The 22,204-nt window shown below is 45.2% G+C and carries 13 protein-coding genes; all 13 read right to left on the reverse strand.

Features of this window, described 5'->3' with window-relative positions:
- Positions 1 to 21: 21 nt before the first annotated feature.
- The 13 genes from V8F51_RS21405 to V8F51_RS21465 all read right to left on the reverse strand — a co-directional run bounded on the left by V8F51_RS21405 (position 22) and on the right by V8F51_RS21465 (position 22,192).
- Entirely contained in the window at positions 22 to 2,076 is a 2,055-nt protein-coding gene (locus V8F51_RS21405) for a glycosyl hydrolase 115 family protein (RefSeq protein ID WP_337102526.1), read from the reverse strand.
- 103 nt (positions 2,077 to 2,179) lie between these two features.
- On the reverse strand, positions 2,180 to 3,076 hold the full coding sequence (locus V8F51_RS21410; RefSeq protein WP_337102528.1) for an AraC family transcriptional regulator: 897 nt from the start codon (positions 3,074 to 3,076) through the stop codon (positions 2,180 to 2,182).
- Between the two features lie 88 nt (positions 3,077 to 3,164).
- On the reverse strand, positions 3,165 to 4,154 hold the full coding sequence (gene mgrA, locus V8F51_RS21415; RefSeq protein WP_337102529.1) for an L-glyceraldehyde 3-phosphate reductase: 990 nt from the start codon (positions 4,152 to 4,154) through the stop codon (positions 3,165 to 3,167).
- A 39-nt stretch (positions 4,155 to 4,193) separates the two neighbouring features.
- A complete protein-coding gene (locus V8F51_RS21420; protein WP_337102531.1) occupies positions 4,194 to 6,230 on the reverse strand; it encodes a hypothetical protein in 2,037 nt (678 codons plus the stop codon).
- Between the two features lie 20 nt (positions 6,231 to 6,250).
- Positions 6,251 to 8,038, reverse strand: coding sequence for a sensor histidine kinase (locus V8F51_RS21425; RefSeq protein ID WP_337102532.1), 1,788 nt, complete (start codon positions 8,036 to 8,038; stop codon positions 6,251 to 6,253).
- A gap of 1 nt (position 8,039) precedes the next feature.
- Positions 8,040 to 9,473, reverse strand: a complete 1,434-nt coding sequence (locus V8F51_RS21430) for a response regulator transcription factor (protein WP_337102534.1) — start codon at positions 9,471 to 9,473, stop codon at positions 8,040 to 8,042.
- Positions 9,474 to 9,578: 105 nt separating this feature from the next.
- Positions 9,579 to 11,315, reverse strand: a complete 1,737-nt coding sequence (locus V8F51_RS21435; RefSeq protein WP_337102536.1) for a hypothetical protein — start codon at positions 11,313 to 11,315, stop codon at positions 9,579 to 9,581.
- Between the two features lie 115 nt (positions 11,316 to 11,430).
- Complete coding sequence (locus V8F51_RS21440) at positions 11,431 to 12,315, reverse strand: carbohydrate ABC transporter permease (protein ID WP_337102537.1); 885 nt, start codon at positions 12,313 to 12,315, stop codon at positions 11,431 to 11,433.
- A 41-nt stretch (positions 12,316 to 12,356) separates the two neighbouring features.
- Positions 12,357 to 13,274: an ABC transporter permease gene (locus V8F51_RS21445; RefSeq protein WP_337102538.1), complete on the reverse strand. Its 918-nt coding sequence runs from the start codon at positions 13,272 to 13,274 to the stop codon at positions 12,357 to 12,359.
- Positions 13,275 to 13,529: 255 nt separating this feature from the next.
- On the reverse strand, positions 13,530 to 18,503 hold the full coding sequence (locus V8F51_RS21450) for a glycoside hydrolase family 97 N-terminal domain-containing protein (protein ID WP_337102539.1): 4,974 nt from the start codon (positions 18,501 to 18,503) through the stop codon (positions 13,530 to 13,532).
- A 21-nt stretch (positions 18,504 to 18,524) separates the two neighbouring features.
- A complete protein-coding gene (gene mglC / locus V8F51_RS21455) occupies positions 18,525 to 19,538 on the reverse strand; it encodes a galactose/methyl galactoside ABC transporter permease MglC (protein WP_337102540.1) in 1,014 nt (337 codons plus the stop codon).
- Positions 19,539 to 19,552: 14 nt separating this feature from the next.
- Positions 19,553 to 21,070 carry a sugar ABC transporter ATP-binding protein gene (locus tag V8F51_RS21460; protein WP_337102542.1) on the reverse strand — a complete coding sequence of 506 codons (1,518 nt, stop codon included), beginning with the start codon at positions 21,068 to 21,070 and terminating at the stop codon, positions 19,553 to 19,555.
- 81 nt (positions 21,071 to 21,151) lie between these two features.
- Positions 21,152 to 22,192 (reverse strand): galactose ABC transporter substrate-binding protein, encoded by a 1,041-nt coding sequence (locus V8F51_RS21465; protein ID WP_337102544.1) that lies wholly within the window; start codon positions 22,190 to 22,192, stop codon positions 21,152 to 21,154.
- Positions 22,193 to 22,204 lie beyond the last annotated feature (12 nt).

Here is a 22,204-nt window from a genome sequence, read left to right on the forward strand (position 1 = left end):
CATCCTTAATCTTGTTTGAAATTAAAGTCCCCGACTGCCGCTCATTTGTTGAAACGAACCCGCACATTCCATTACTTGGCGAATCAGGTCAGGAAGGTTCAACAGTACATCTCCGTCGTACCATCCCTTCCACTGGTCCCGCTCAGCGTGCAGCCGGATAATGGAAGCTTGCTGCAGTTCCGCCACAGCCTCTATAATTCGGCCGCGTACCAAGCTTGCATCCTTGGTAGAGCCCGAGAGCATGGCTTCGGTCGCAACGGACAAATGATGAACAGCGCGGTAAAGGGCTCGAATAATGGACAGCTGGACCAAAAGGTTGGAAGTGAAGAAATCTCTGCGACTCTCGTCTATTACTTGCAATGCGTTATAAGCTTCATTCAAAGCAAAATCCCACTTCGGAAGAGCAACTGCTGTGGCCCTTTTGTAATAGTCCACGAAGTCTGCTGCCTGGCTAAAATCCATCAAAGTTTTGTTCTGGACTTTGTCTTTAGTGAACGGTTGACCGTTAAGCAGGGCCACAAGCTTGATCGTCAATCTGCGGCACATTCCATCCATTAGGAGCATACGGCCGTCGAATCCGCTATCATCTAATGAGTGGAATGCTGCGAAGTAAGCTTGATAAGCCTGAGCGGCGGCTAGCCCGCCTTGCTGTCCATAATGTTCAATTGTCCAATCTTGAATGAACGATTCTGGCTGGTATGCTTCAAAGTTCCACCCCATGGCTGCCGTACATTGAGTACCGAGCAGCATCTCTCTGAGATTCGTAACGTTGACGACCAAGTAATCGGTATTCCCTTTCTGAACGGCTGCGTGCAGATTGTAATAAATTTTGTCAGGTAATGTCCCTTGGACCAGATGGGGCCCGCAGCTCCAGAAAGCGACGTGATAATAAATGCCATACTGCCTGTCCGGTTCCCGTTGCACCTCATAGAAGCTGTCGCCCAACATCTGGGTCGGACCAAAATCCGCATGGATAATGATCGTTTCCGTCGGAAACGACAAATGTCCTCCCTTCAGCAGCTCCATTCCTTCCATCCACAAAGTGGCTGTAGAAGCAAAGTTGTCGTGACCGAGCGCTTCGGCTATAATCTCGCGTTGCTTCGCAATAGCATCCGTGATCAACTGCCCTCTGCCACATTCCGTGTCAGGCGCATATGGATCATCCTCCCATACGGGCTTGTCGCCCATGCCGCGAAGACCGAGCTGCCAAACGACATTGTCATACCTTGCCCATCGACTAGCATAGAGCTTCCAAACCTCTTCATACTTCTCTGGGTTTTTCGTATAAGACAGCGGACTATCGTCCCCCCGTTCCTGCCAGTAGCGCAACACCCGTTTGGGGAATACCCCGAGCGGCTCGATATGATGCTGGGAAATGAAAAGGCCCCGCTCCGTCACCCGCCGAACCAAGTCTTCATCCGATGGATCGAGTATATCGAGCAAAGAACATGGGATAAGCAGATTCTGTTTGAGCCGAAGCGCGGTCTCCATAATTGGCTCCAGCGCATCCGCATAACCCGCATGCTTCGTAAATGCATTGTTCTGGAAGTCATTATCGAATTTCCCGGTCCACCCCAGCAGCAGATCCTCATCATTGATAAACCAGCCTCGGTAATCGAAAGTGTTGGGCCCGTCGCTCAACGAAATGCTGCCGAAATCGAGATTTTCCTTAGTAGCAGCTTCATGCCCTGTCCATAGATGCAATGGATTGACGCCAAGCACGACGCGGCTAAATTCATAGATGCCATAGATCGCTGCCAGGGTATCGCTGCCGGCAATGACCAGATGGCGGCCTTCTTCCCCAACGCTCTTAATGAAGTAGTGCTCCTTCTTACCATCGATGCTGCTAAAATCGAACCTTATCTTTTTCAAATAATGCCCAAAAGCAATGTTGCTTAATGTCCCCACAGTAATGGAGAAACCATCCGTATCTGAAAGGTATTTCCGACGCACTCCCTGAATACCCATCACTTTGCCCAAATCATGAATTAAATCTTGCAAAGCTAACCCGACTCCCGTATGCTCCCGAGCGTCTATTCGGATTTCCACTGTATCATTAGCCTGTAACTCCAACATGACTCACCCTTTGCAGATGCTATTAGAAACATGCATTTTATTTTAATACGAGTGGTTTATTAAAAATATCCGCTGATTAACCAGAAATGTTGCTAAGGAGACTTTATACAAAAGAATATTTGCTTTTGTTGTTAGATACCCGATACTGCAAAGGAGTCAGCCCGATTCTATGTTTGAATACTTGACAAAAACGGGACACATTGGGTATCCCGATATGCATCGCGATTTCTTGAATGGAAAGCTCTGTCGTGCAAATAAACAAACATGCTTCTCTTAATCTGCGGGTCAGTACGTATTCAGAGATCGTACTCCCTGTAGCGTTGCGAAACAGCCGAGATAAATATTGCGGGTTTAAGAAAAGCTCATCCGCCATCTTGCGAAGATCAAAGGACTCGCGGAAATGGGTTTCGATCCACTCGAGCGCTTTCTCTGAATGGTTCAAGGTACGCGGCGCTTCTAATGAGGTTTTCTTCGAAAGCCTCCATGAATGTTGCAGCAATTGCAGGAAGCATAACAGCAGGATGGAGAACCTTTCCTGCTGCTCCTCTGCCGATAAGCTCTTATTTGGTTTGTACAGCTCGAATAGATGCTCAAGCTCCTCGCGCCGATCTGACAGATCAATGACTTGGGTCGGAAGCCGTTCCTTCCACAGCATCATGAAAAACTTCTTCATAACAGGTAAATGTTCGAAAAGCGGATAAAATATTTCGGGCTCGAAAAGAATTTTCGAACGGGTATACGTGCAGGCTTCTGACGCGTAAACCTTCATGCGGTGCATTTGATAAGGTTGAAAATAAAATACGGTGCCCGGCTTGATCGGAATGATTTTCTGTTCGATTATTACTATGCCTTCGCCATGCTGAACATAAACGAATTCCATGCCTTGATGGGCATGGTGCTTATCCCAAATAGCCCCCTCGCCGCTAGTTACGTCACGAGAGTGCAATTTGAAAGGTGTTTGATTCAATTCGAAATTTTGGTAGACTGGATTCCGTTTCAACAGGGACACCTCCTTGTCATATTGGATATATGTTTTTGTAAGCAGACCGGTAGGATGGAAAGAGGGGAAAAGCATATAGCTATTCCCCTCATTTCAATATTTCTTCTATGCCCGCCAGCTCTTCCTGGCTGAAATCCAGGTTGTTCAAGGCAGCAACGTTGTCCTCAAGCTGGCTTACTTTGCTTGCTCCTATGAGAGCCGAGGTTACGCGACCTTCTCTAAGCACCCAGGCAATGGCCATCTGGGCCAAGCTTTGACCGCGCTCCTCCGCCATGCTATTCAAGCGTCTTATCTTGGATATGACTTCATCTGTGATAGCCCCCGCGTTCAAGAACGGACTTCCGCCTGCAGCCCTTGAATCGGAAGGAATTCCGTTAAGGTAGCGGTTGGTCAACAACCCCTTTGCTAACGATGAAAAGGCGATGGAACCTATTCCATCCTGCTCCAGCACATCCTGCAGTCCATGCTCCAGCTTTCTTTCAAACATCGAATACTTGGGCTGATGAATCAAACACGGAGTACCAAGCGACTTCAAAATCGCAGAGGCCTGTTTGGTCTGCTCAGCGTTGTAATTGGATAAGCCTACATACAACGCTTTTCCCTGCCTAACTGCCAAATCGAGTGCGGCCATCGTTTCTTCCATCGGTGTTTCGGGGTCAGGCCTGTGGGAATAGTAAATATCCACATAATCAAGCCCCATACGCTTAAGGCTCTGATCTAGGCTCGCAATCATATATTTCTTTGAACCCCAGTCCCCGTAGGGCCCATCCCACATCGTATAACCGGCTTTGGTTGATAGAACCAGTTCATCGCGATATGCCATAAAGTCGGTCTTCAGGATTCTGCCGAAATTTTCTTCCGCCGAGCCTGGAGGCGGACCGTAATTGTTCGCTAGGTCAAAGTGGGTGATGCCAAGGTCGAATGCCCGATGCAGCATGGCACGCTGACTTTCGATTGCATCTACTCCGCCATAATTGTGCCAAAGACCAAGGGAAATAGCAGGCAGCTTGAGACCCGAGTTTCCGCATCTGTTGTACTTCATGCCGGCATATCTTTCGTTATTGGGTAAATAGCTCATATAATAACCTCCATTATTCAATTCTTTCTATTATCGCTCTTACTTCTTCGATGACTTGTAAATACCATGGTAGCCTAGCTCGTGATAGTATTTATTCATGTCGCAATTCAGCCGCCACCTGATGTCGCTAATCAACGCATTAGCATGTTTTGCTTGCACCTCGTCGTATTCACGAAGCAGCGCAACTTCCTTCTCGCATCTGCTCATGCAATCTACCAGCAGCTCATGCCTGTTTTCGATCTTCGTCAACATTAATAATCTGTATCTGAAAAACATCTCCGTATGGACTTTAAACGTTTTGACAACCTGTATTTGAAAATCCATGCACTTCCGTAAAGCCATATAGTCCTCTGCCCAAAGTCCAGGCTTGCATTGCTCCAATATCGCGCTCATTCGTAATACGTTATTAATGGCATTTTCTTTTTCCTTTAAGATGATGCTTAAGTTCTCTTCCGTAGGTTCCAAAATCCATTTTCTTTCCATGCAAGCCGTATTGTAGGGATGGTCGAAATATTCCAGCTGCCACTCGTACCTTTCGATAGAGCCAATAAAGGAGGAGTGAAAGTTATTTACAATCGATTCGTTCGAGTATTGGGCTTGCTCGGCTACTTTCTCCGACAGCTGGAAAAACTCAAGCATACGATCTGGGAATCTTCCTTTGTTGCTCATCCGCCATACATCCGCCAGCTTTATATTCACATTCCAACAGGATTTGAAGAAGACATCGTATTTAATCGCCTGTATTCCCTTTAAAACGGCATAATCACCAATAAATTTCGAATTAGGTGCCATGGAGTAACCGCGAATCCTGCACATAAATCCATCTATTCCTCGGTCATAGTAGTGCCTCATTCTATCCGGAATAAACTGCAATGCACAGGTGATCCAACCGCTCCAATCGCCTCTGTATTCCCCTCCAAGATCAAACTCAACCCATTCCTTGCCCGGGGTAAGCTTGCCTGGGAGCGTCGCAGGAGAATGAAACCGATAATAGTCCTCAACCTGCATCTTGCTGCGCGCTTCGCATCGCTCCGGCAATCTGCCCGCGATATCCTCATATATCTTTTCGCAATCCGGATGATGGGTAAAAGTCGAGCAAATGATCCGTCCATCGCTTCTTCCCGCTTCATCCATCGCCTCAAGCGCTTTATCGTACATCTCAAGGAACAGCTCTCCGATCGACCGCTTGTCCGTGTCAGGACGATAGCATTGCCATATTTCCATGGCTTCTCCTGTCCATAGTTCAATTCCAGAGAGAGATGGGAATTCTTCCATCACCTCTCTGATCTTAGCTTTGTAGAAATTCCAGGTATCTTCATGATCTAAGCGCAGTACGAATAGACCCGTATCAGGATTACGATGGAACATATCCGGGTGGATCGTAAGAAGCTCTTCGGGAATATTGAATTCGGTGCATGATAGATAGACGTCCATCCCCCAATTTTTCGCTTCATTAATAAGGGTTCGAAGACACTGCTTCGCAAGCTTGATCTGCCCGGTTGCATCCTCCCGTTCCAATCTAGGAAAATGCCTCAGATCGAGAAACGGGTACCAGCTCTCGCGAATCCAATTATCAATCCACATAAGATGATTGATTCTTTTCCTTGCCAGCAGCTTGATGAGCTTTATATTTTCGTCCAAGCTCTCCGTTGCCGTCATCGAGGGCCCCCAATGTCTCTCGACGCCTCTTCTTTTGATGTCCGGCGTACTTGTCAAGTTTAATTGGGGCAGTCTTACTTCATTATTACGTGTATACGTCTGATCGAGAATTTCGCAAATGCCGTATAACAGAGCTTGTTCGCTTGCCCCGGAAATATCGACACAATAACGTCCGTCTTGAACAACGGTATGAATCGTAAACGTTTGCTCGTTCTGACCTTCTACGGCCTCGGGCTTGTTGATTCTAATTCGGTTTCCTCCGTACGATTCCGTACTTATTGGGAGATTTCGGACATGATGGACATCCCTCCATTCCTCGAGCAACAAATCGATGGCATTTTGCGTAATGATACCGCAGGTGTAGCCGATCTCAATACTGACGTGAGGTGTGCCGTTTTTCGTAATGTATAAATCCATATTTCGTTTCTCCTTTCCGTCTATTCCATCTGCAAAGGCAGCTTTAAAGTAACTTTCGTGCCTACGTATTGTTCGCTGACAATATCCAATCCATATTGCGAACCGAACTGAAGCTTGATTCTCTTATTGATATTGCCAAGCCCGATCCCTTGTTTGTCGTTGCCGAGCAGCTCAATATTCTCATCGTCTCTAATCCCTTGAAGCAGCTTTGATAGCTGCTGCTCATTCATTCCGATTCCATTGTCCTCAATATCAAACTGCAAATAGCTTTCTTGGTATATAAAACCGCGAATCGATAGCCGCCCTTTCCCGCTTTTCCGCTCCAAGCCGTGGTACATCGCATTTTCCACAATAGGCTGAAGCACCATCTTCGCCATTTTCCTCTCCAGCAAGGACGGATCTATCTCGATTATGGACTCAAACTTGCCCTTGTAGCGGATATCCATGATTAACAAATAGTCCGTAATACAGCTTATTTCGTCTTGCAAGCTCACGATATCGTCCCCTTTGATGCTATATCTGAATATCCTGGACATGGCGGAAGAAATATTGACGACCTCCGTCACATCATAAGCAATTCCGATATTGCTCAAAGTGTTCAACGTATTGTACAGAAAATGCGGATTAATTTGGCTTTGCAAAGCCGATAGTTTGGCCCGGTTTTTCGATAATTCGGCTTCATAGAGATGGGTTTGATTGTCGACCACGTTCTTAGTCATCACATCGACTTTATCCAGCATCAGATTAATATTGTCCGCAATGATACCGACTTCGTTTTTGGAGTGGATTTTTAATCTTTGCTTAATATCCTGCTCGCCGATTTTGGATAAAAATCGTACGATTAACATAACCGGACGAGTAGTGCTGTAGATAAACCCGATACCTACGCCAATAAGCAATGCAATCATAATCAGACCGATCCAAATACCATAGGTAACGATCTGTTTCATGTCGCTGGTCAGTTCTTTAACAGGAATGACGCTGATAACTTTCCATCCCATGCTATTTATTTTTTGATACTGAACGATCGATTGATGACCCTCGTACTCGATTTCATCCTTTACAACGCCGCTTTCCCCTTCTTGCCAAAAGACGTTTTCATAGTTATCTCCTGCTTTTAGACCTTTGTTGCTAACGATAACCCGATTATCTGAATCGAGTATTAAAAACAGCGAGTTTTTGGTTAGCTCTGCCGTATTCACCAATTTGTCTAATTCTCGCGTATCCAGCAGAAAAATGCAGTTGCCGATTTTCGAATAGTTCTCCGTCATATCATAGGTAGAAAAGATTGGAGAAATATGAGAATAATAATAGAAGGCATCGCTGCTGTCTCTCACAATGGAAGAGAAAACCGCTTTCTTAAATTCAGGGTCTCGGAAGCTATACATCTCCTCCAATTTCTTCATAATGTCATTATTGTAATGAAGCGCGTCTGTAATTTGTCTTCCGTTATTATTCAGCAGAACAATGCTATAAATATTTCGATTGGAATGTCTAGTATGGCTAAACAGTTCAGCTACAAAGTCGTTTAATTCCGTATTCCTGACGGTATCATTCGAGATGAGCAGCTCCTGCACATACTTGCTGTAGCTAATGGTAATGGAATCCCTTTCTATACTGCTCGCTGTATTGTCCACATTTAGCGCAATCTGAGTAATAAGATCTTCTGCCACTTTCGAAGCGCGCTCGCGAGTCAACGAATAGAAGCCAAAATAATAAATGATCTGCAGTATGATCATCATAATCAGCGCGATCAATATAAGAAGCGACAATTGGTATTTCAGCTTCAAATTATTAAAAAATCGCATCTCACTTCTCCCAGTCTTTGCGATATTTAGCAGGGGTGCTTCCTGAATACCGTTTGAACACTTTATTGAAATAAAAATAATCGCTATATCCCACAGTTTTGCACACATCGGCTATGGATAAAGCACTATTCTGAAGCAGCTCGCTGGCTTTCTTCATCCTCAAATCCGTTATATATTGCGAGAACGTCTTGCCCGTCACCTTCTTGAACAGCTCGCTGCAATAGCTTACATTAATAAAAAAGCGATTGGACAATTCCTTGAGGAACAGCTCCTCTTGATAATGTTTATTCGTGTAGTGCAGCAGCTCTTTGAATTTGCTGCCGGCATCTCCAGGCTGATCTCGTTCCAGATCGGATAATAGTTCAAACAAATATTCGCTAAGCGCTTCCAAATTCATAAACTTTTCTTTGATTTCGCTATAGTCGAGATACTCAAGATCGATGAATCGGCTTTCGTTCTCCCCATTAGCTGTCGTATGCATCACGATTTCATTCCACATGAACACGGCATCCTCAATACCTAAGCCGTTAGCAACATAAAATGACGGCATGCCTGATGTTATCTCTTTAAGTGTCTTGTACTGGGCAAGCTCCAATGCTTCCGTAATCTGCTTGGCATATTGCCTGACCACATTTTTTTGGCCTTTGTTATATTGCGATATTTTGTTGGATGAATCAACAAAACAATCATTGCTGGCTAAGTCCGACGTTTTCAACAGATTGGATAAATGGTCAGACCCCTCACTGGACAAACTGATCCCTGCTCTGCCCAGCAAACTTTCCTTTGCAATCAGACCGTTATAAATCAGTTCGCTTTGATCTTCTTCGCTATTTATTATAAAAACACATTTCTGCGGACCTACTTTCAAGGTCGTGAATTGTGCTTTGTTGCCAAAGTCGAATAGTGCCGTATCATCAAATTCAGTGCTGTTAAAATAGACCGTTGCAACCTGAAATCTTTGATACAGGTTACGGTGCATTCTTGCTTTCATCATGGACTGAATATCTTTGTATTCTTCCAGCAACGAGATATAAACACTCAAATCAGACGCGTTGCGCTTATCCTCCAGTCTACGAAACAGCTTTTCAATCATTTCCTCGGCCTTTGTCATATCCAATGGCTTTAATTGATAATCGATCGCACCTTCTTGCAACGCACGCTGAACATAGGAGAATTCCGCAAATCCGCTAATGACAATAAAGTCCGCTTCCACGCCTAAGGCTCTTGTTTTCTGCATCAGCTCAATACCGGAAATGTCCGGCATTCTGACATCTGTAAATATAACATCCGGACGTTCTTTGCCAATCACTTCCAATGCATAGAGCGGTTCTGTCGTTTCGCATATCACTTTAAATCGTTTTCCGCTGCTTTCCAGCATTTTCCGAATGCCAATGAAAGCCCATGGTTCATCATCAACTATAACCACGCGATACATACTAATCCCTCATTTCTAAGGTGCGTATCTTGAAACCGCTTTTTTGAGCAACAGAGAACTCTTTATCCCTAGGACAAAGAGTTCTCCATCGCATATGTGACTAACTTATTGTTGGATCTTGGAATTCGCTTTAGCTGAAGGCAACAATTCCGGCTCGATTTTCAAGCCTTCGAAGTCTGCAGGCGACAGCATCGAGTCTTTATTTTGTTGATAGTAATCGTTGTAGAATGCATCGACATCTTCACCGCCAGCTTCCTTCCAAGCTTTCTTCGCGTCTGCAATAGCCTGCTCCGCCGTGTAGCTTGTCGTTACAAGGCTTTTCAGAAGAATACCGTCCACTGCCTTGTTACCATTTGATTTCTTCAAGAAATATTCGGAAGGGAGCGCAGGCATGCTTTGCTGCCATTTTCTTGGTTCAACGGCATTAGGTCTGTTTGCAATTTGCGACATCTTGAAGAACAAATCTCCGAATTCTTGTGTAATAGGGTCAGATGATTTCAAATACTGGTTATACCATTCATTAGCGAGCGGATCGTACGTTTGAGCGCTTCCCGTTAACTGCGCATTTCTTACGATACTGTAATCCGAAGCATAGTCATATTCCATTTTATTTTTCTCCAAATCTACAGCAACAACCGTACCTTCCGCATCACGTTTTTTGTAAACGCCATCAGGTCCATTTTGCAAATAGTCTGAAACGACTGGATCGTTCAACCAGTTAATAAATCTGGCAGCCGCATCCGGATCTTTCGTATTTGCATTAATGAAGCCAACAGCTGACGGTCCGCCATTGATATATCCTGTGAAGCTGCCGTACTTAGTTGCAGGCAAATCAAACGTATCCAGCTTCGCATCTGGATGGGCCTTCTTAAAGTCCGCAAAAACAGAAGAATTCACTGTGCTAAATCTACCCGTGAAATAAATGCCTGTCTTGCCATTAAGGAAGTCTGCCATTACCTTATTGGCATCGCTAAGCGCAAAGTCAGGGTCGACAAGCTTCGCATCTACGAATTGCTTGGAATACGCGAGCCAATCCTGCATTCTATCCCATACATAGGTTAGCTTTCCATCCTCCACTGCATATTTTTCAGGATTGCCGTATCCGAACATATGAGACAACATTCTTTGAGCGTCTGTATTCAAGTTTAACCCGTAAGTATCATCTTTACCATTTCCATCCGGGTCTTCCTCTGCAAAAGCTTTTGCTACGGCAAATAACTCTTCAGGCGTTTTAGGAATTTCGAGATTTAATTTCTCCAGCCAATCCGCCCGGATGACTACGGCATGATTAGCCGCAATATTTGTTACTGTTCCTACTGTGTAAAGCTTGCCATTAACAGTAGTCAGCTTTCTTAGTGCTGGATATTGATCCAAAATCGTCTTGTAGTTCGGCATCTTATCCAGCAGCTCATCCGTGATCTCCAGTGCTTGTCCTTTGGAGATGAATGGCAACATATCCTCGTAGTTCGCTACGACATCTGGACCTTCTCCTGCGGCAAAGAGCATGTTCATTTTCTCTGGCGCTTCCGATCTAGGTACGACGATAAACTTCACTTCTTCGAATGGAGCGTTTTCTTGAATCCATTTGGTCCAGCGATTATTGTCCATTGTACCTTCTGAAGAAGGAATGGTACCGCGATCGTAAACCATTACCGAAACCTTGCCGACTTTCGCATTTGGATCTGCCGTAGGGCTTGTACCGCTGTTTGTCGCATTGCTTGGGCTGTTTGTTGCTTTGACACCGCTTTCTTTTTCGTTGTTGGAGCTGCAGCCTGCTAACGCAGCAGATACCAGCATCACCGACGTCAATGCAACTGCAATGCCTTTAATCTTCTTTTTCATCCCCTGTTTGCCTCCCTTTTCGTTATACATCTTTATCGATTAGGATAACCTAATCGAAATTTATGTGAAAGGCTGCGGCATTAAACAGCACAGCCTCTACATATCCATTTCATTTCTAGCCTTTCACAGAGCCCAGCATAACGCCTTTTACAAAGTATTTTTGCAGGAAAGGATATACAATGAGCATCGGAATGATCAAAACAACGACACCTGCCGACTTAACGGATTCAGATATAACCTCGCTTGCGCCCGGTATCGCGCTAAGCTCTGCATTGCCTTCAACACTTAGCTGTTGAAGCTGGAATACCATCTGCTGGATGAGCACCGGTAAGGTATAGCCATCCGTGTCATTGATGTACATCAACACCTTCAAGAACATGTTCCAGTAGGCGACTCCGTAAAAGAGGCTTATTGTGGCAATCGCAGCCTTCGAAAGAGGCAAATAAATTTGAGCCATCAGCCTAAACTCTGAACAGCCGTCTATTTTGGCTGCATCGTTCAGCTCATCCGATATACTCTCGAAAAACGATTTCATAATTAACATGTTATAGGGACTGATCAGCGTCGTTAACCACAGCGCCCAATAGGAATCCAATAACCCTAGAGACTTCACTAGTAGAAAGCTAGGTATAACACCGCCGCTGAACAACATCGTGAAGACGACGAAAAACGTTATTTTTTTTCTCGAAAATAAATATTTTTTGGATAGCGGATACGCACATAATATGGTGAAGATCATGCTAAACGCCGTACCGCACAACGTGACCACTACGCTATTTGTGAAATATCGGGGTAAATTGGTCGACGCTATCAACACATCGTAGGCTGCCGCCGTAAAATCAACCGGCCATAAAAAAACTTTGCCCGCGTTAATAGCCGCACCGCTGCTGAATGATGTTGCAACGATATATAGAAGTGGAAGCAAACAAGTTAACGATATTACAAGAAGCAAGATGTTATTGATGACATAGAACGCTTTTTCTCCAGTCGATATTTTCATTTTTCTTCCACCTACTCGTCCTGTATTGTTTGTAATGTTGATTAGAATAATGCGTTTCCGGATCGCTTAGCCAATCGATTGATCGTAAGCACCAGCAACAGCCCGACCAAAGATTCGAATAATCCCATCGCCGTCGTAAGACTGAACTCCCCTGCTCGAATCCCATCGGTATAAACAAATGTAGACACGACCTCAGAGATGTCGCTGACTATCGGATTCTGCAGAACATAGATACGATCGAATCCAACTTCCATGATTTGCCCCGTTGCCAATATAAACGTAAGGATGATAATCGGAACCAAACATGGAATGGTGACTTTCGTAATTTGTTGCCACTTATTCGCGCCGTCTACTACCGCGGCCTCATAATACGTTGGATCGATACTCGATAATGCAGCCAGATAGATGATGGCGCTGAATCCCGCGTCTTTCCATATTCCAGCTCCTAGGAAGATTGCCATCCAAGAGGTTGGTTCAAACAACAGCTGCTTCGGCTCTCCGCCGAATGCTTGAACAATAAATGATATGGGACCATTGTTAACGGAGAAGATGTTAATAATGATGCCTCCAACGATGATCCACGAAAAAAAGTGGGGCAAATAAAAAATCGTTTGCGCTGCTTTTTTGTACCACTTTACTCTGATTTCATTAAGCAATATGGCTAGAATAATCGGGAACGGAAAGGTCACAACTACGGTAAGCAAACTAATCACAAATGTATTGCGAATAACTTGCAAGGTTTGCTGCTGTGCGAATATCATTTTGAAATTCCGAAGCCCTACCCATTCGCTTCCGATAATGCCATCTAAAAATCGATAATCTTTAAATGCAATTACGGCTCCTAGCATCGGAATATAGCTGAAAATCACAAAAAACGAAATGGGTAAAAGCAACATTAAAAATAACGGTACGTTTTGTTTGATTCTTGTTTTCCTACTCATTCTCTCGTTACTCGTCATATGGTCGGTCCTCCTGCAGCATTCAATAAACTCTCCCTCGCTAAAGCGCTTTCTTTATTTGATATCCTTATTGTATGGCATGCGACAACGTATAAAAATGTAACAATATCGTTTGTTTTATGTAATATGATCGTCACCGACTGTCCAATCTGCTTCCTTGAATTTATCTGTACTCCAGAAGAAGCCCGCTCGGCCTTCGTAAAGGCTGGGCGGGCTTCTATTCGAACAAGCGCCTTTAATAAACCAAAGGCATGCTTATTTCAGGGTATCCAGGAGGCTCTTAAGCTCCGGATTAGTCTCTAGAACGTGCAGTACAATAGTTAACGCTTCGGCACGGGAAGTCTGCTTGGCTGGAAGAAATCTACCATTTCCAAACCCGCTGATAATGCCGGCTGCCGCTGCTTGCTCGATCTGCTCCTTATTCCATGTCTTATCTAGATCCGAGAAGCTAGAAGACGCATCATTAACGCTGTTCAGGTTAATGATCTTGGAGATCATTGCAATAATCTCGGCGCGGCTGATTTCCCGATCAGGCAGGAATGTTCCGTTCGGATAGCCGGTAATTACACCTTTTTGCTGCAGGGCGCTAATGGAGGCTTCGGCCCAGTGACCGGAAACATCACTTAAAGAGCTTCCGGCAGCGTTGCCTGCAAGACCAAATACCTTGGCAAGAACCGTAGCGAACTCCGCGCGGGTGATGCTTGCATCCGGGCGGAAGCTGCCGTCCTGATAACCGGTAACTAACCCTAACTTCACAAAGATACCAATGGTGGAGTCAGCCCAATGAGAGGAAGTATCCGTAAATTTCAATGGAGCCTGAATGGACTTGGCTTCCTCAATTTTTTGGGCGAAGCTGGTTAGCATACTGGCAATATCAACGACATTGTCCATGAATTGCACTCCCGACTGAACGGATACAGGCACTGGCGTTGGTGTTGCGCTTGGTGTTGGTGTTGCGCTTGTTGTTGGTGTTGGTGTTGCGCTTGGTGTTGGTGTTTCAGTCTCTCTAGTAAGTGCATCTACTGCTGCATTAATTGCTGCTGTTGCTTCAGCCACTTCCTGCTGTGTAGCATTCTCTTTTGCAGCTACTTCTTTTCCTGCATTCAATTGATTTACTAATGCTGCCCAGCTTTCTGCTGTGTAGTCTGCTTCTTTTAATGCTTCTACAGCTGCTATTGCATCATTCAGCGCCGTTTTATCAACAACTTCTGGATCTACAACTACAAGTGCTTCTACTGCTGCTTTAATTGCTGCTGTTGCTTCAGCCACTTCCTGTTGTGTAGCATTCTCCTTTGCAGCTACATCTTTACCTGCATTCAATTGATTTACTATTGCTGCCCAGCTTTCTGCTGTGTAGTCTGCTTCTTTTAATGCTTCTACAGCTGCTATTGCATCATTCAGCGCCGTCTTATCTACTACTTCTGGTACCAAGGTGTCAATGGCTATCGGTACCTTCACATCATTGTAAGTAAACTCGCTGACTGTGATATCAATTGCTGTTTGTCCCCCGCCGGAGCCTGCATAGAAACCTACAGAAAGATTTGCACTTGCTGCCAAATTTGCATTTGTAGTCGTTCGGGGTGTTCCTTTATCGGTCATTACTGTCCAATTTTCACCATCATAGCTATAGGAACCAATAAATGTATTTCCATCTTTTTGAATTTTAACGTAAACATCCTCATTGTAATACTCATCTGCGCTGTAATATTCAGAGGTAGCACCTGAGGCCGTTGACATTACGCCGAACGCCTGAGGGTGACTTCCCATCATGCCGCTGTGATAACGCCGTCCTGCTGCTACCGATAGGCTATTCGGATTCGCTTTATCAAAGACTGTAATGAATCCACCCTGATAATTGGCCTTAAGGCCACCGGAAATCTTAGCTGTGATCGTAAAGTCTCTATCGCCTTCCGGAATGTCCATAGAGAACATGTTTTTCCAGTTATTCGCGCCAAGTACGCCCGTTTCTGTTGTAATTGTTGCAGAATCGGGATGATTGATAATAACATTTTCACTACGATTAAGGATTGTCCACCTATCACTATCAAGAACATATCTTGGAGATGTAACCGTTACTTTAATTTCTGCTTTTACAGTGTTGTCGTATGCAGAAGCTACTGTTACTGTAGTCTCACCTTCAGCAACGCCTCTGATTACACCGCTCTGATTTACAGTTGCGATTGTGTCGTCTGCAACACTCCATATAACATCTTTGAATTCTGCTTTTTCCGGACTGAGCGTAACTGCAACCGGATCCGATAAATATCCTTTTTCTACGGTCACTTCTGCCGGATTGGCAACGATTGAAGTGATGCTATCCAACTCTGCTGTCGGAACTGCACGTAATGCATATCCGCCGCCATAAAGTACTTTTATGTTTAATACTGTTTCGTTTGTAACATTCGGGATAATCTCCATATTTACGTCCCGTCTGTCGTTTTCTTTGTAAAGCAATACCGTATAGGTTGTATCTGCATCAAGGGATTCTAATGGAACTTCAATCGTTCTTGGATTCACACTGATTCCAGAAACATACCAGTTCGTTCCGGCCCTTCTTGCTATGCTCAGATATTGACCAATTTCACCGCCAACAAATTGTGTTGCATCCCATTTTTTCGGATAATTTTTATAGTAAGACATTCCTTCCGGAATATTTCTATAAGCATCCGGCGTAGATCCCATACTATGAATTCCGTCTTCAATTAACGCTGTCAATGCGAACTGGAATCCCATAGTCGTCTTGTTATAGTCCTTAGATCTGATTTCTTCAGTAACCTCTGCCGGTCCAATAGCCGCTCGGATAAACGGAATCATTGTGTACTGCTCCGCAGTAATACCTCCTGCTTCCTGTCCGCGGATTGCTTCACGTCCATATACGTTTGGATAAGTTCGAATTTCACCGGTTGGTTTATTTGCACCATGTGCAAGAACCATGAGCTTATACTTTGCCGCATCTCTATACAGATCATCATAAAGCTGCATGCGTTCCTGACTTTCCCCATCAAAGAAGTCCGGCTTGATGCCTACGATACCTTGTTCAGCCCATTCGGAAAAGTGCCTATCGCGTTCTTCCTGTGTATCAATATCGCGTACATGTACCCATGCCCACAATCTAACTCCTTTTTCCTCTGCAAAATCTCTTACCTCCGGCCACCAGTCACGCATACCGCTCACGTTTCCACGACCGCCCAAATTCCAGCCTTCATCAAGGATATAATAATCCCATCCGATTTCAGCTCCAAATTCGATCCAGTTCAAATGGGTTTCAGCTTTCGACTGATCACTGATTCCACTTCCCCAGTTAGCTACCCATGACCAGGAGGATAAACCTGGGTCTACCCATGATTCATAGTCATATGTTTCGTAATCTGCCGGAGTACTCAGGTTTTCAATCATTGTATTTTCTACAAGGTCTTTCGCAGCACCTGTGATTGCCGCTCTCCATGGAGATTTAAAAGGCGTCGTTGTCACTACATCTCCCGTTTGAGACTTAGAGAATGAGACATCTAACATCCCGTTTTCTTTTACTGTAAACATAGAACCGCTGAAACTTCCGTTGAGGTCTGCTTCTGAGAACAACGTCCATACCCCTTCTTTTCCATACAAGAATGGCATGGAGGGAGTAGAGTTCACCGCTAAACCTTCCGTCGTAGTCACTTGATACTGACCTTCATAGTTCCATGTAGCCGAAGTATAGTTCATCCAATATACCTCTGCTTCGTTCGGAAGCTGTAAGCCAGATACTTCATCACTGATTCTAATCTCTGTTTCCTCATCTGCGCGGACCGCATATCTGTATGCCGTTCCATCGTCATACGCGCGGATTATCAAATCAAATTCAACAGAATCATCATTTTTCCTTACAAATGTAAGCGTCTGTTCATTAAAGTGATCTGTATATTCATCACTCTTACCGGAAAGCACTTTATAGCTATCGTTGATTTCTTTCACTTCTGAAGCTTCTCTTAATACTAGGCCGCTCGAAAAGTCACCTAAGCTGGTTACCAAACCAAGCGGTGATGTCCCAATATTTTCTACGTCATTCTTTTCCGCAGTATATTGAAGAACTCCGCCTGTGATCATTTCTACCGTCATCTTGGTATTGCCATCTGGAGATGAAAGCTCCCAAGATTCTTCTGTCTCAATATCTCCAACTTGAATGCCCAGACTAGCTGTTTTTGTAACTTCGCCCAATGTTGCTTCGGCAGTAATGACTACATTGCCGTTACGTACACCAGTAACAACACCGTCTTCACTAACCGTTGCCACATCCTCATCACTGCTTGTGTAAACTACCGAATCAAAAGCTGTAATTTCATTTTCATCATAATCTCTACCTGTCATGTTAAGCGTTTGTGTATGAGCAGCACCTACGCCCATTTCCGCTTCTCCAGAAAGCACAACGGATTTTAATGCACTTGAATTTATAGCGAAGGGTACCGGTTCACCACCGATTCTCAGATCAGAGAACGTAATATTTGTAGGTGTAGCCCCGCCACCATTTGCCGCAGCGATACCTAAATAAATGTTCTGAGGCGAAATGAGAGCATTGCCCTTATCAATGTACTCTACAGCGCCACCAGACACCGTAGTATCAATAATCTGATTCCAATCTTCTACGCTATCACTGTAATCCTTTGCATAGTAACCGTAGACTCTACCGTTCCGCTTCTCCAATCTCAGATAAAACTCATTACCGAGAGCTGCAGCACCTTCATAATACTCGTTGTTTGAATTCGTATTCTGCATAAGACCCATGATCTCGTTTGTTCCATACCTTCCACTGAGATATCCATGCTGTCTGCGAACCACAGCAACGGCATTCTCACGGTTCTTTCCGCTTGCGATCATCAGATGAGCCCCATGATAGTTTGCTGTGAAATTACCACTAACTTTCACAGTAAAATCATAGTCCGTCTGATTCGGAAGTTGATAGTAAAGAATGTTTTTCATTCCCCCTGCATCACTAATTGTTCCAGCTTCCGTTGTGATCGTAATACTTCTATCCTCATTAACAACCAGATTTCCTTCTGTCGGGTTTACTACTTCCCATGCACTATCCAGCACCATGCTTCCTTCTTCCGCAGCTGGCAGCTCCGCCGCAAGTACGGGCACTACATTACCCAATAGCATCTGGCTAGACAGGACAAGCGCCAATATCCATTTAAAACCATTGGGGATCCACAGACTTTTTTGGTTCGTCGACATTTTCTTATTTCTCATATTCATATTAATCCTCCATTTCCATATTTATTTCTTCGCTAGATATTTACGAACATCAAACGCCACCGCGGCAACAATGATCAATCCTTTAATAATAAGCTGCCAATACGGGTTAACTCCGATAAAGGTCAAGCCGTAGTTGATAACGCCGAAAATCATAACGCCAACCATGACACCCTGAACCGTCCCAACGCCGCCTGTAGTCGATACCCCGCCTACAACGCAGGCTGCGATCGCATCAAGCTCATACATATTGCCGTAGTTGTTGGATGCTCCTCCGGATTTGGCAGCTTCCAGCACTCCAGCCAAACCGTATAAAGCTCCGGCAATGCTATAAATCCATAACAGATTGCGACTAACGTTGATTCCGGACACATGAGCCGCTTGAACATTGCCTCCTATGGCATACATATTTTTTCCTAGTCTTGTTTTGTTGAATATTACCCAACAGATGAAGGCCACCACAATCGCGACGATGACCAGATAGGGTAGACTGAAAGAACCGATCTCGATCGTTCCTGAACCCCACTTCGTAAAGTCTTGGCGCAACCCGCCGATCGGTTGAGAGTTATTAGGCTCCATATCGAAGTAAAGCGAATTGACTCCCAGTACAATAACCATTGTGCCGAGCGTTGTAATAAAAGGCGGGACGTGGAGCTTAGAGATAATAAGGCCGTTGACTAAACCAACGATGAGCCCTGCTAGAACAGCTAGCAGTACGGGGATAATAATAGGCAATTCATTTAGATTGGGAAAAAATTTCTGCGGGTAGTTAGACACCTGCACCATCGATGCCGAGATAACGGCGGATAGTCCAACGACTCGTCCCGCCGAAAGATCGACTCCTCCTGTAATCAGTACGAAAGCAGCGCCAAGCGCGATAATGGCTTTCGTTGAATTCTGATGCAGAATGTTCGTCAAGGTGCTCATCGATAAAAATGACGGATCAGATAAGGTTATGCCAATGATGAGTACGGCAAGTACGACATAGATCGCGTAATTCGTCAGGAATGACTTTGTTTGTTTAATAGAAATATTCATGTTAACTCCTCCGTTCAAGCCGTATGTTGAGCTGCAAGCCGCATAATCTCTTCTTCCGTCGCTGCCTGGCCTTCCACGATACCCGTTAATTTCCCTTCACTCATGACCATAATGCGATCGGACATGCCTAGAAGTTCCGGCATTTCGGAAGATATCATAATAATACTTTTACCTTGAGCGGCTAAATCCGCGATGATGGAATAAATCTCGAACTTAGCGCCGACGTCAATCCCCCGTGTCGGCTCATCTAACAACAGTATGTCGGGCTCCGTCAGCAGCCATCTGGCTAAAAGCACCTTCTGCTGATTCCCGCCCGACAAATATCTGATCTGCGTCCTCATGGATGGAGTCTTGACACTTAATCGGCTGATGCTTTGATCTGTATCCTCCCGCCTTCTGCTGTCGTCCAATAGGAGGTAGGATTTCTCATATTTCTTCTGATTCGCGATTACCGTATTTTCAAGCACCGACAATACAGGAAATATGCCGGTGACGCGACGTTCTTCGGTCAGTAAAGCCATTTTGTGCTTAATGGCATCGATTGGCCTGCGAATCTTAATCGGCTTGCCTCGCAGCGTTAATTGACCGGACGCGAGTGTGCGGATTCCGAATAAAGCCTCAATAAGCTCCGTCCTTTGGGCACCGACCAATCCGCCTACGCCGAGAATTTCACCCTTTCGCAACTGGAACGAAACGTTCTGAAAGGATTTCGGGTACGAAGAAGTAAAGTTATCAACTTGCAGAAGTACATCTCCTGGAACATTCGAACGCTCCGGAAATCGTTGAGTTAGATCGCGTCCGACCATACGGGATATAATAAGATCGGTCGTTAATTCCTTGGCTTCCCATGTGCCGATTTTTTTACCGTCGCGCATGATTGTAACTTCATCGGAAATACGCAGTATTTCTTCCATTTTGTGCGAGATGTAGATAATGGCAACGCCGCGGCGCTTTAAGCTCTCAATAATACGAAATAATTGTTCAACCTCATTGCCCGTTAGAGATGAGGTCGGTTCGTCCATAACGATAATTTTGGCATTGTACGAAACCGCTTTGGCGATTTCCAGCGACTGGATTTTGGAAACCGACAGCTTGCCGGTAATCATATCCGGTTTAATATCCATATCCAGCTCCGCAAAAAGCTTCTCGGTATCGCGGTACATTTTCCTGCCATCCACGAAACGAAAAGGTGTAATACCGCGTAACGGCAGTCTGCCCAGCCATATATTCTCCATAACGCTGCGGTATGGGACCGGATGCAGCTCCTGATGGATCATGGAGATACCGTTACTTAGTGCTGATTTGGAATCGGGCAGATGAAGCTTCTCGCCGTTCATCCGAATTTCTCCAGCTTCGGGAGAATAAATGCCGAAGAGACACTTCATCAGAGTCGACTTGCCTGCACCATTCTCTCCCATCAGCGCATGGACCGTGCCCGCGCGGACATTCAAGGTGATATCGTCAAGAGCCTGAACGCCTGGGAAAGACTTCGAGATCCCTACCATTTCGAGTAAATATGGCGATTTTGTCATTGTTCACGCCCCCTATTGACGGTTATAGCGGCATAAGAAAGGCGGGTAAGCCTTGTTCGCTCGCTCCCGCCCACTCTTCCGTTACTTGGCGTCGTTCATATTGTCTTTCGTGATTTTCTTATAAGGCACCCACACATACTTGCCATCCGTAATGTCGTAGCCGGAGTTGTCCTTGGAAGGCGTCTCGCCTTTAGCCAGCACAGCGGCAAGATTCAACGTCGCCGCGCCTTGATTCTTAGCATCATTAAGCACCGTTCCGAGCAATGTTCCCTCGGATAAAGCTTGCAAAGCAGCAGCCGTAGCATCGACACCTACGACAGGCATGAACTTATTGTCCTTGAAATAGCCGTTAGCCTTAAGCGCTTCAATCGCACCTAGAGCCATATCATCGTTATTCGCGAGAACGGCTTCGATATTATCTCCGTGCGCGGAGAGGAATGTTGCCATTTTGTCCTGTGCTTTAACGCGATCCCACATCGCTGTGTCTTCCGCCAGCTTCTCCACCTTGATTCCGGCATCCTCGATGGCTTGAATTGAGAATTTCGTGCGAAGCTCGGCATCCTGATGCCCTGGTTCGCCTTTCAGCATAATGTATTGAAGAACTCCGTCCTTGTTCTTGTCCATTTCCGGATGCGCTTTCCAATAATCGACGAGCAGCTCGCCTTCCATGGAGCCGGATTGCTCCGCTTTAGCACCCACGTAGTAAACTTTATCCCATTTCTTCATATCATCCGCAAGCGGTTCGCGGTTAAAGAAAACAACCGGAATGTCAGCCTTCTGCGCTTTCTCGATAATAACGCCTGCCGCCGTGCGATCAACCGGGTTAATCGCTATCGAATCGTATTTCTTGGAGACGAACAGGTCAACCTTGTCATTCTGGGTCGGCTGAGAATTCTGACTGTCAACGATATCGACTGTCGCTTTGCCGCTTGCAGCGCTCTCGATCGCGTTGCGTACACCTGTCATAAAGGTGTCGTCGAACTTGTAGATGGCCACCCCGATCGTACTGCTGTCCCCGCTTGAGCCTTCGCTATTTTCGTTGTTGTTCGCGTTGCCGCACCCTGCCGTTACTGCCGCCATCATGGCCCCCGCCACTAATACCGGAATGATCTTCTTATTCATATTGCTGTGACC

Origin of the sequence: Paenibacillus sp. YIM B09110 (assembly GCF_037167145.1) — a bacterium.
In the GTDB taxonomy this organism is placed as follows: domain Bacteria; phylum Bacillota; class Bacilli; order Paenibacillales; family Paenibacillaceae; genus Pristimantibacillus.

Coding starts and splice junctions, on each gene's coding strand:
- V8F51_RS21420 (WP_337102531.1), bottom strand. CDS start 6,230: ATGGATTTATACATTACGAAAAACGGCACACCTCACGTCAGTATTGAG.
- V8F51_RS21430 (WP_337102534.1), bottom strand. CDS start 9,473: ATGTATCGCGTGGTTATAGTTGATGATGAACCATGGGCTTTCATTGGC.
- V8F51_RS21445 (WP_337102538.1), bottom strand. CDS start 13,274: ATGACGAGTAACGAGAGAATGAGTAGGAAAACAAGAATCAAACAAAAC.
- V8F51_RS21405 (WP_337102526.1), bottom strand. CDS start 2,076: ATGTTGGAGTTACAGGCTAATGATACAGTGGAAATCCGAATAGACGCT.
- mglC (WP_337102540.1), bottom strand. CDS start 19,538: ATGAATATTTCTATTAAACAAACAAAGTCATTCCTGACGAATTACGCG.
- V8F51_RS21460 (WP_337102542.1), bottom strand. CDS start 21,070: ATGACAAAATCGCCATATTTACTCGAAATGGTAGGGATCTCGAAGTCT.
- V8F51_RS21425 (WP_337102532.1), bottom strand. CDS start 8,038: ATGCGATTTTTTAATAATTTGAAGCTGAAATACCAATTGTCGCTTCTT.
- V8F51_RS21440 (WP_337102537.1), bottom strand. CDS start 12,315: ATGAAAATATCGACTGGAGAAAAAGCGTTCTATGTCATCAATAACATC.
- V8F51_RS21435 (WP_337102536.1), bottom strand. CDS start 11,315: ATGAAAAAGAAGATTAAAGGCATTGCAGTTGCATTGACGTCGGTGATG.
- V8F51_RS21450 (WP_337102539.1), bottom strand. CDS start 18,503: ATGAATATGAGAAATAAGAAAATGTCGACGAACCAAAAAAGTCTGTGG.
- V8F51_RS21465 (WP_337102544.1), bottom strand. CDS start 22,192: ATGAATAAGAAGATCATTCCGGTATTAGTGGCGGGGGCCATGATGGCG.
- mgrA (WP_337102529.1), bottom strand. CDS start 4,154: ATGAGCTATTTACCCAATAACGAAAGATATGCCGGCATGAAGTACAAC.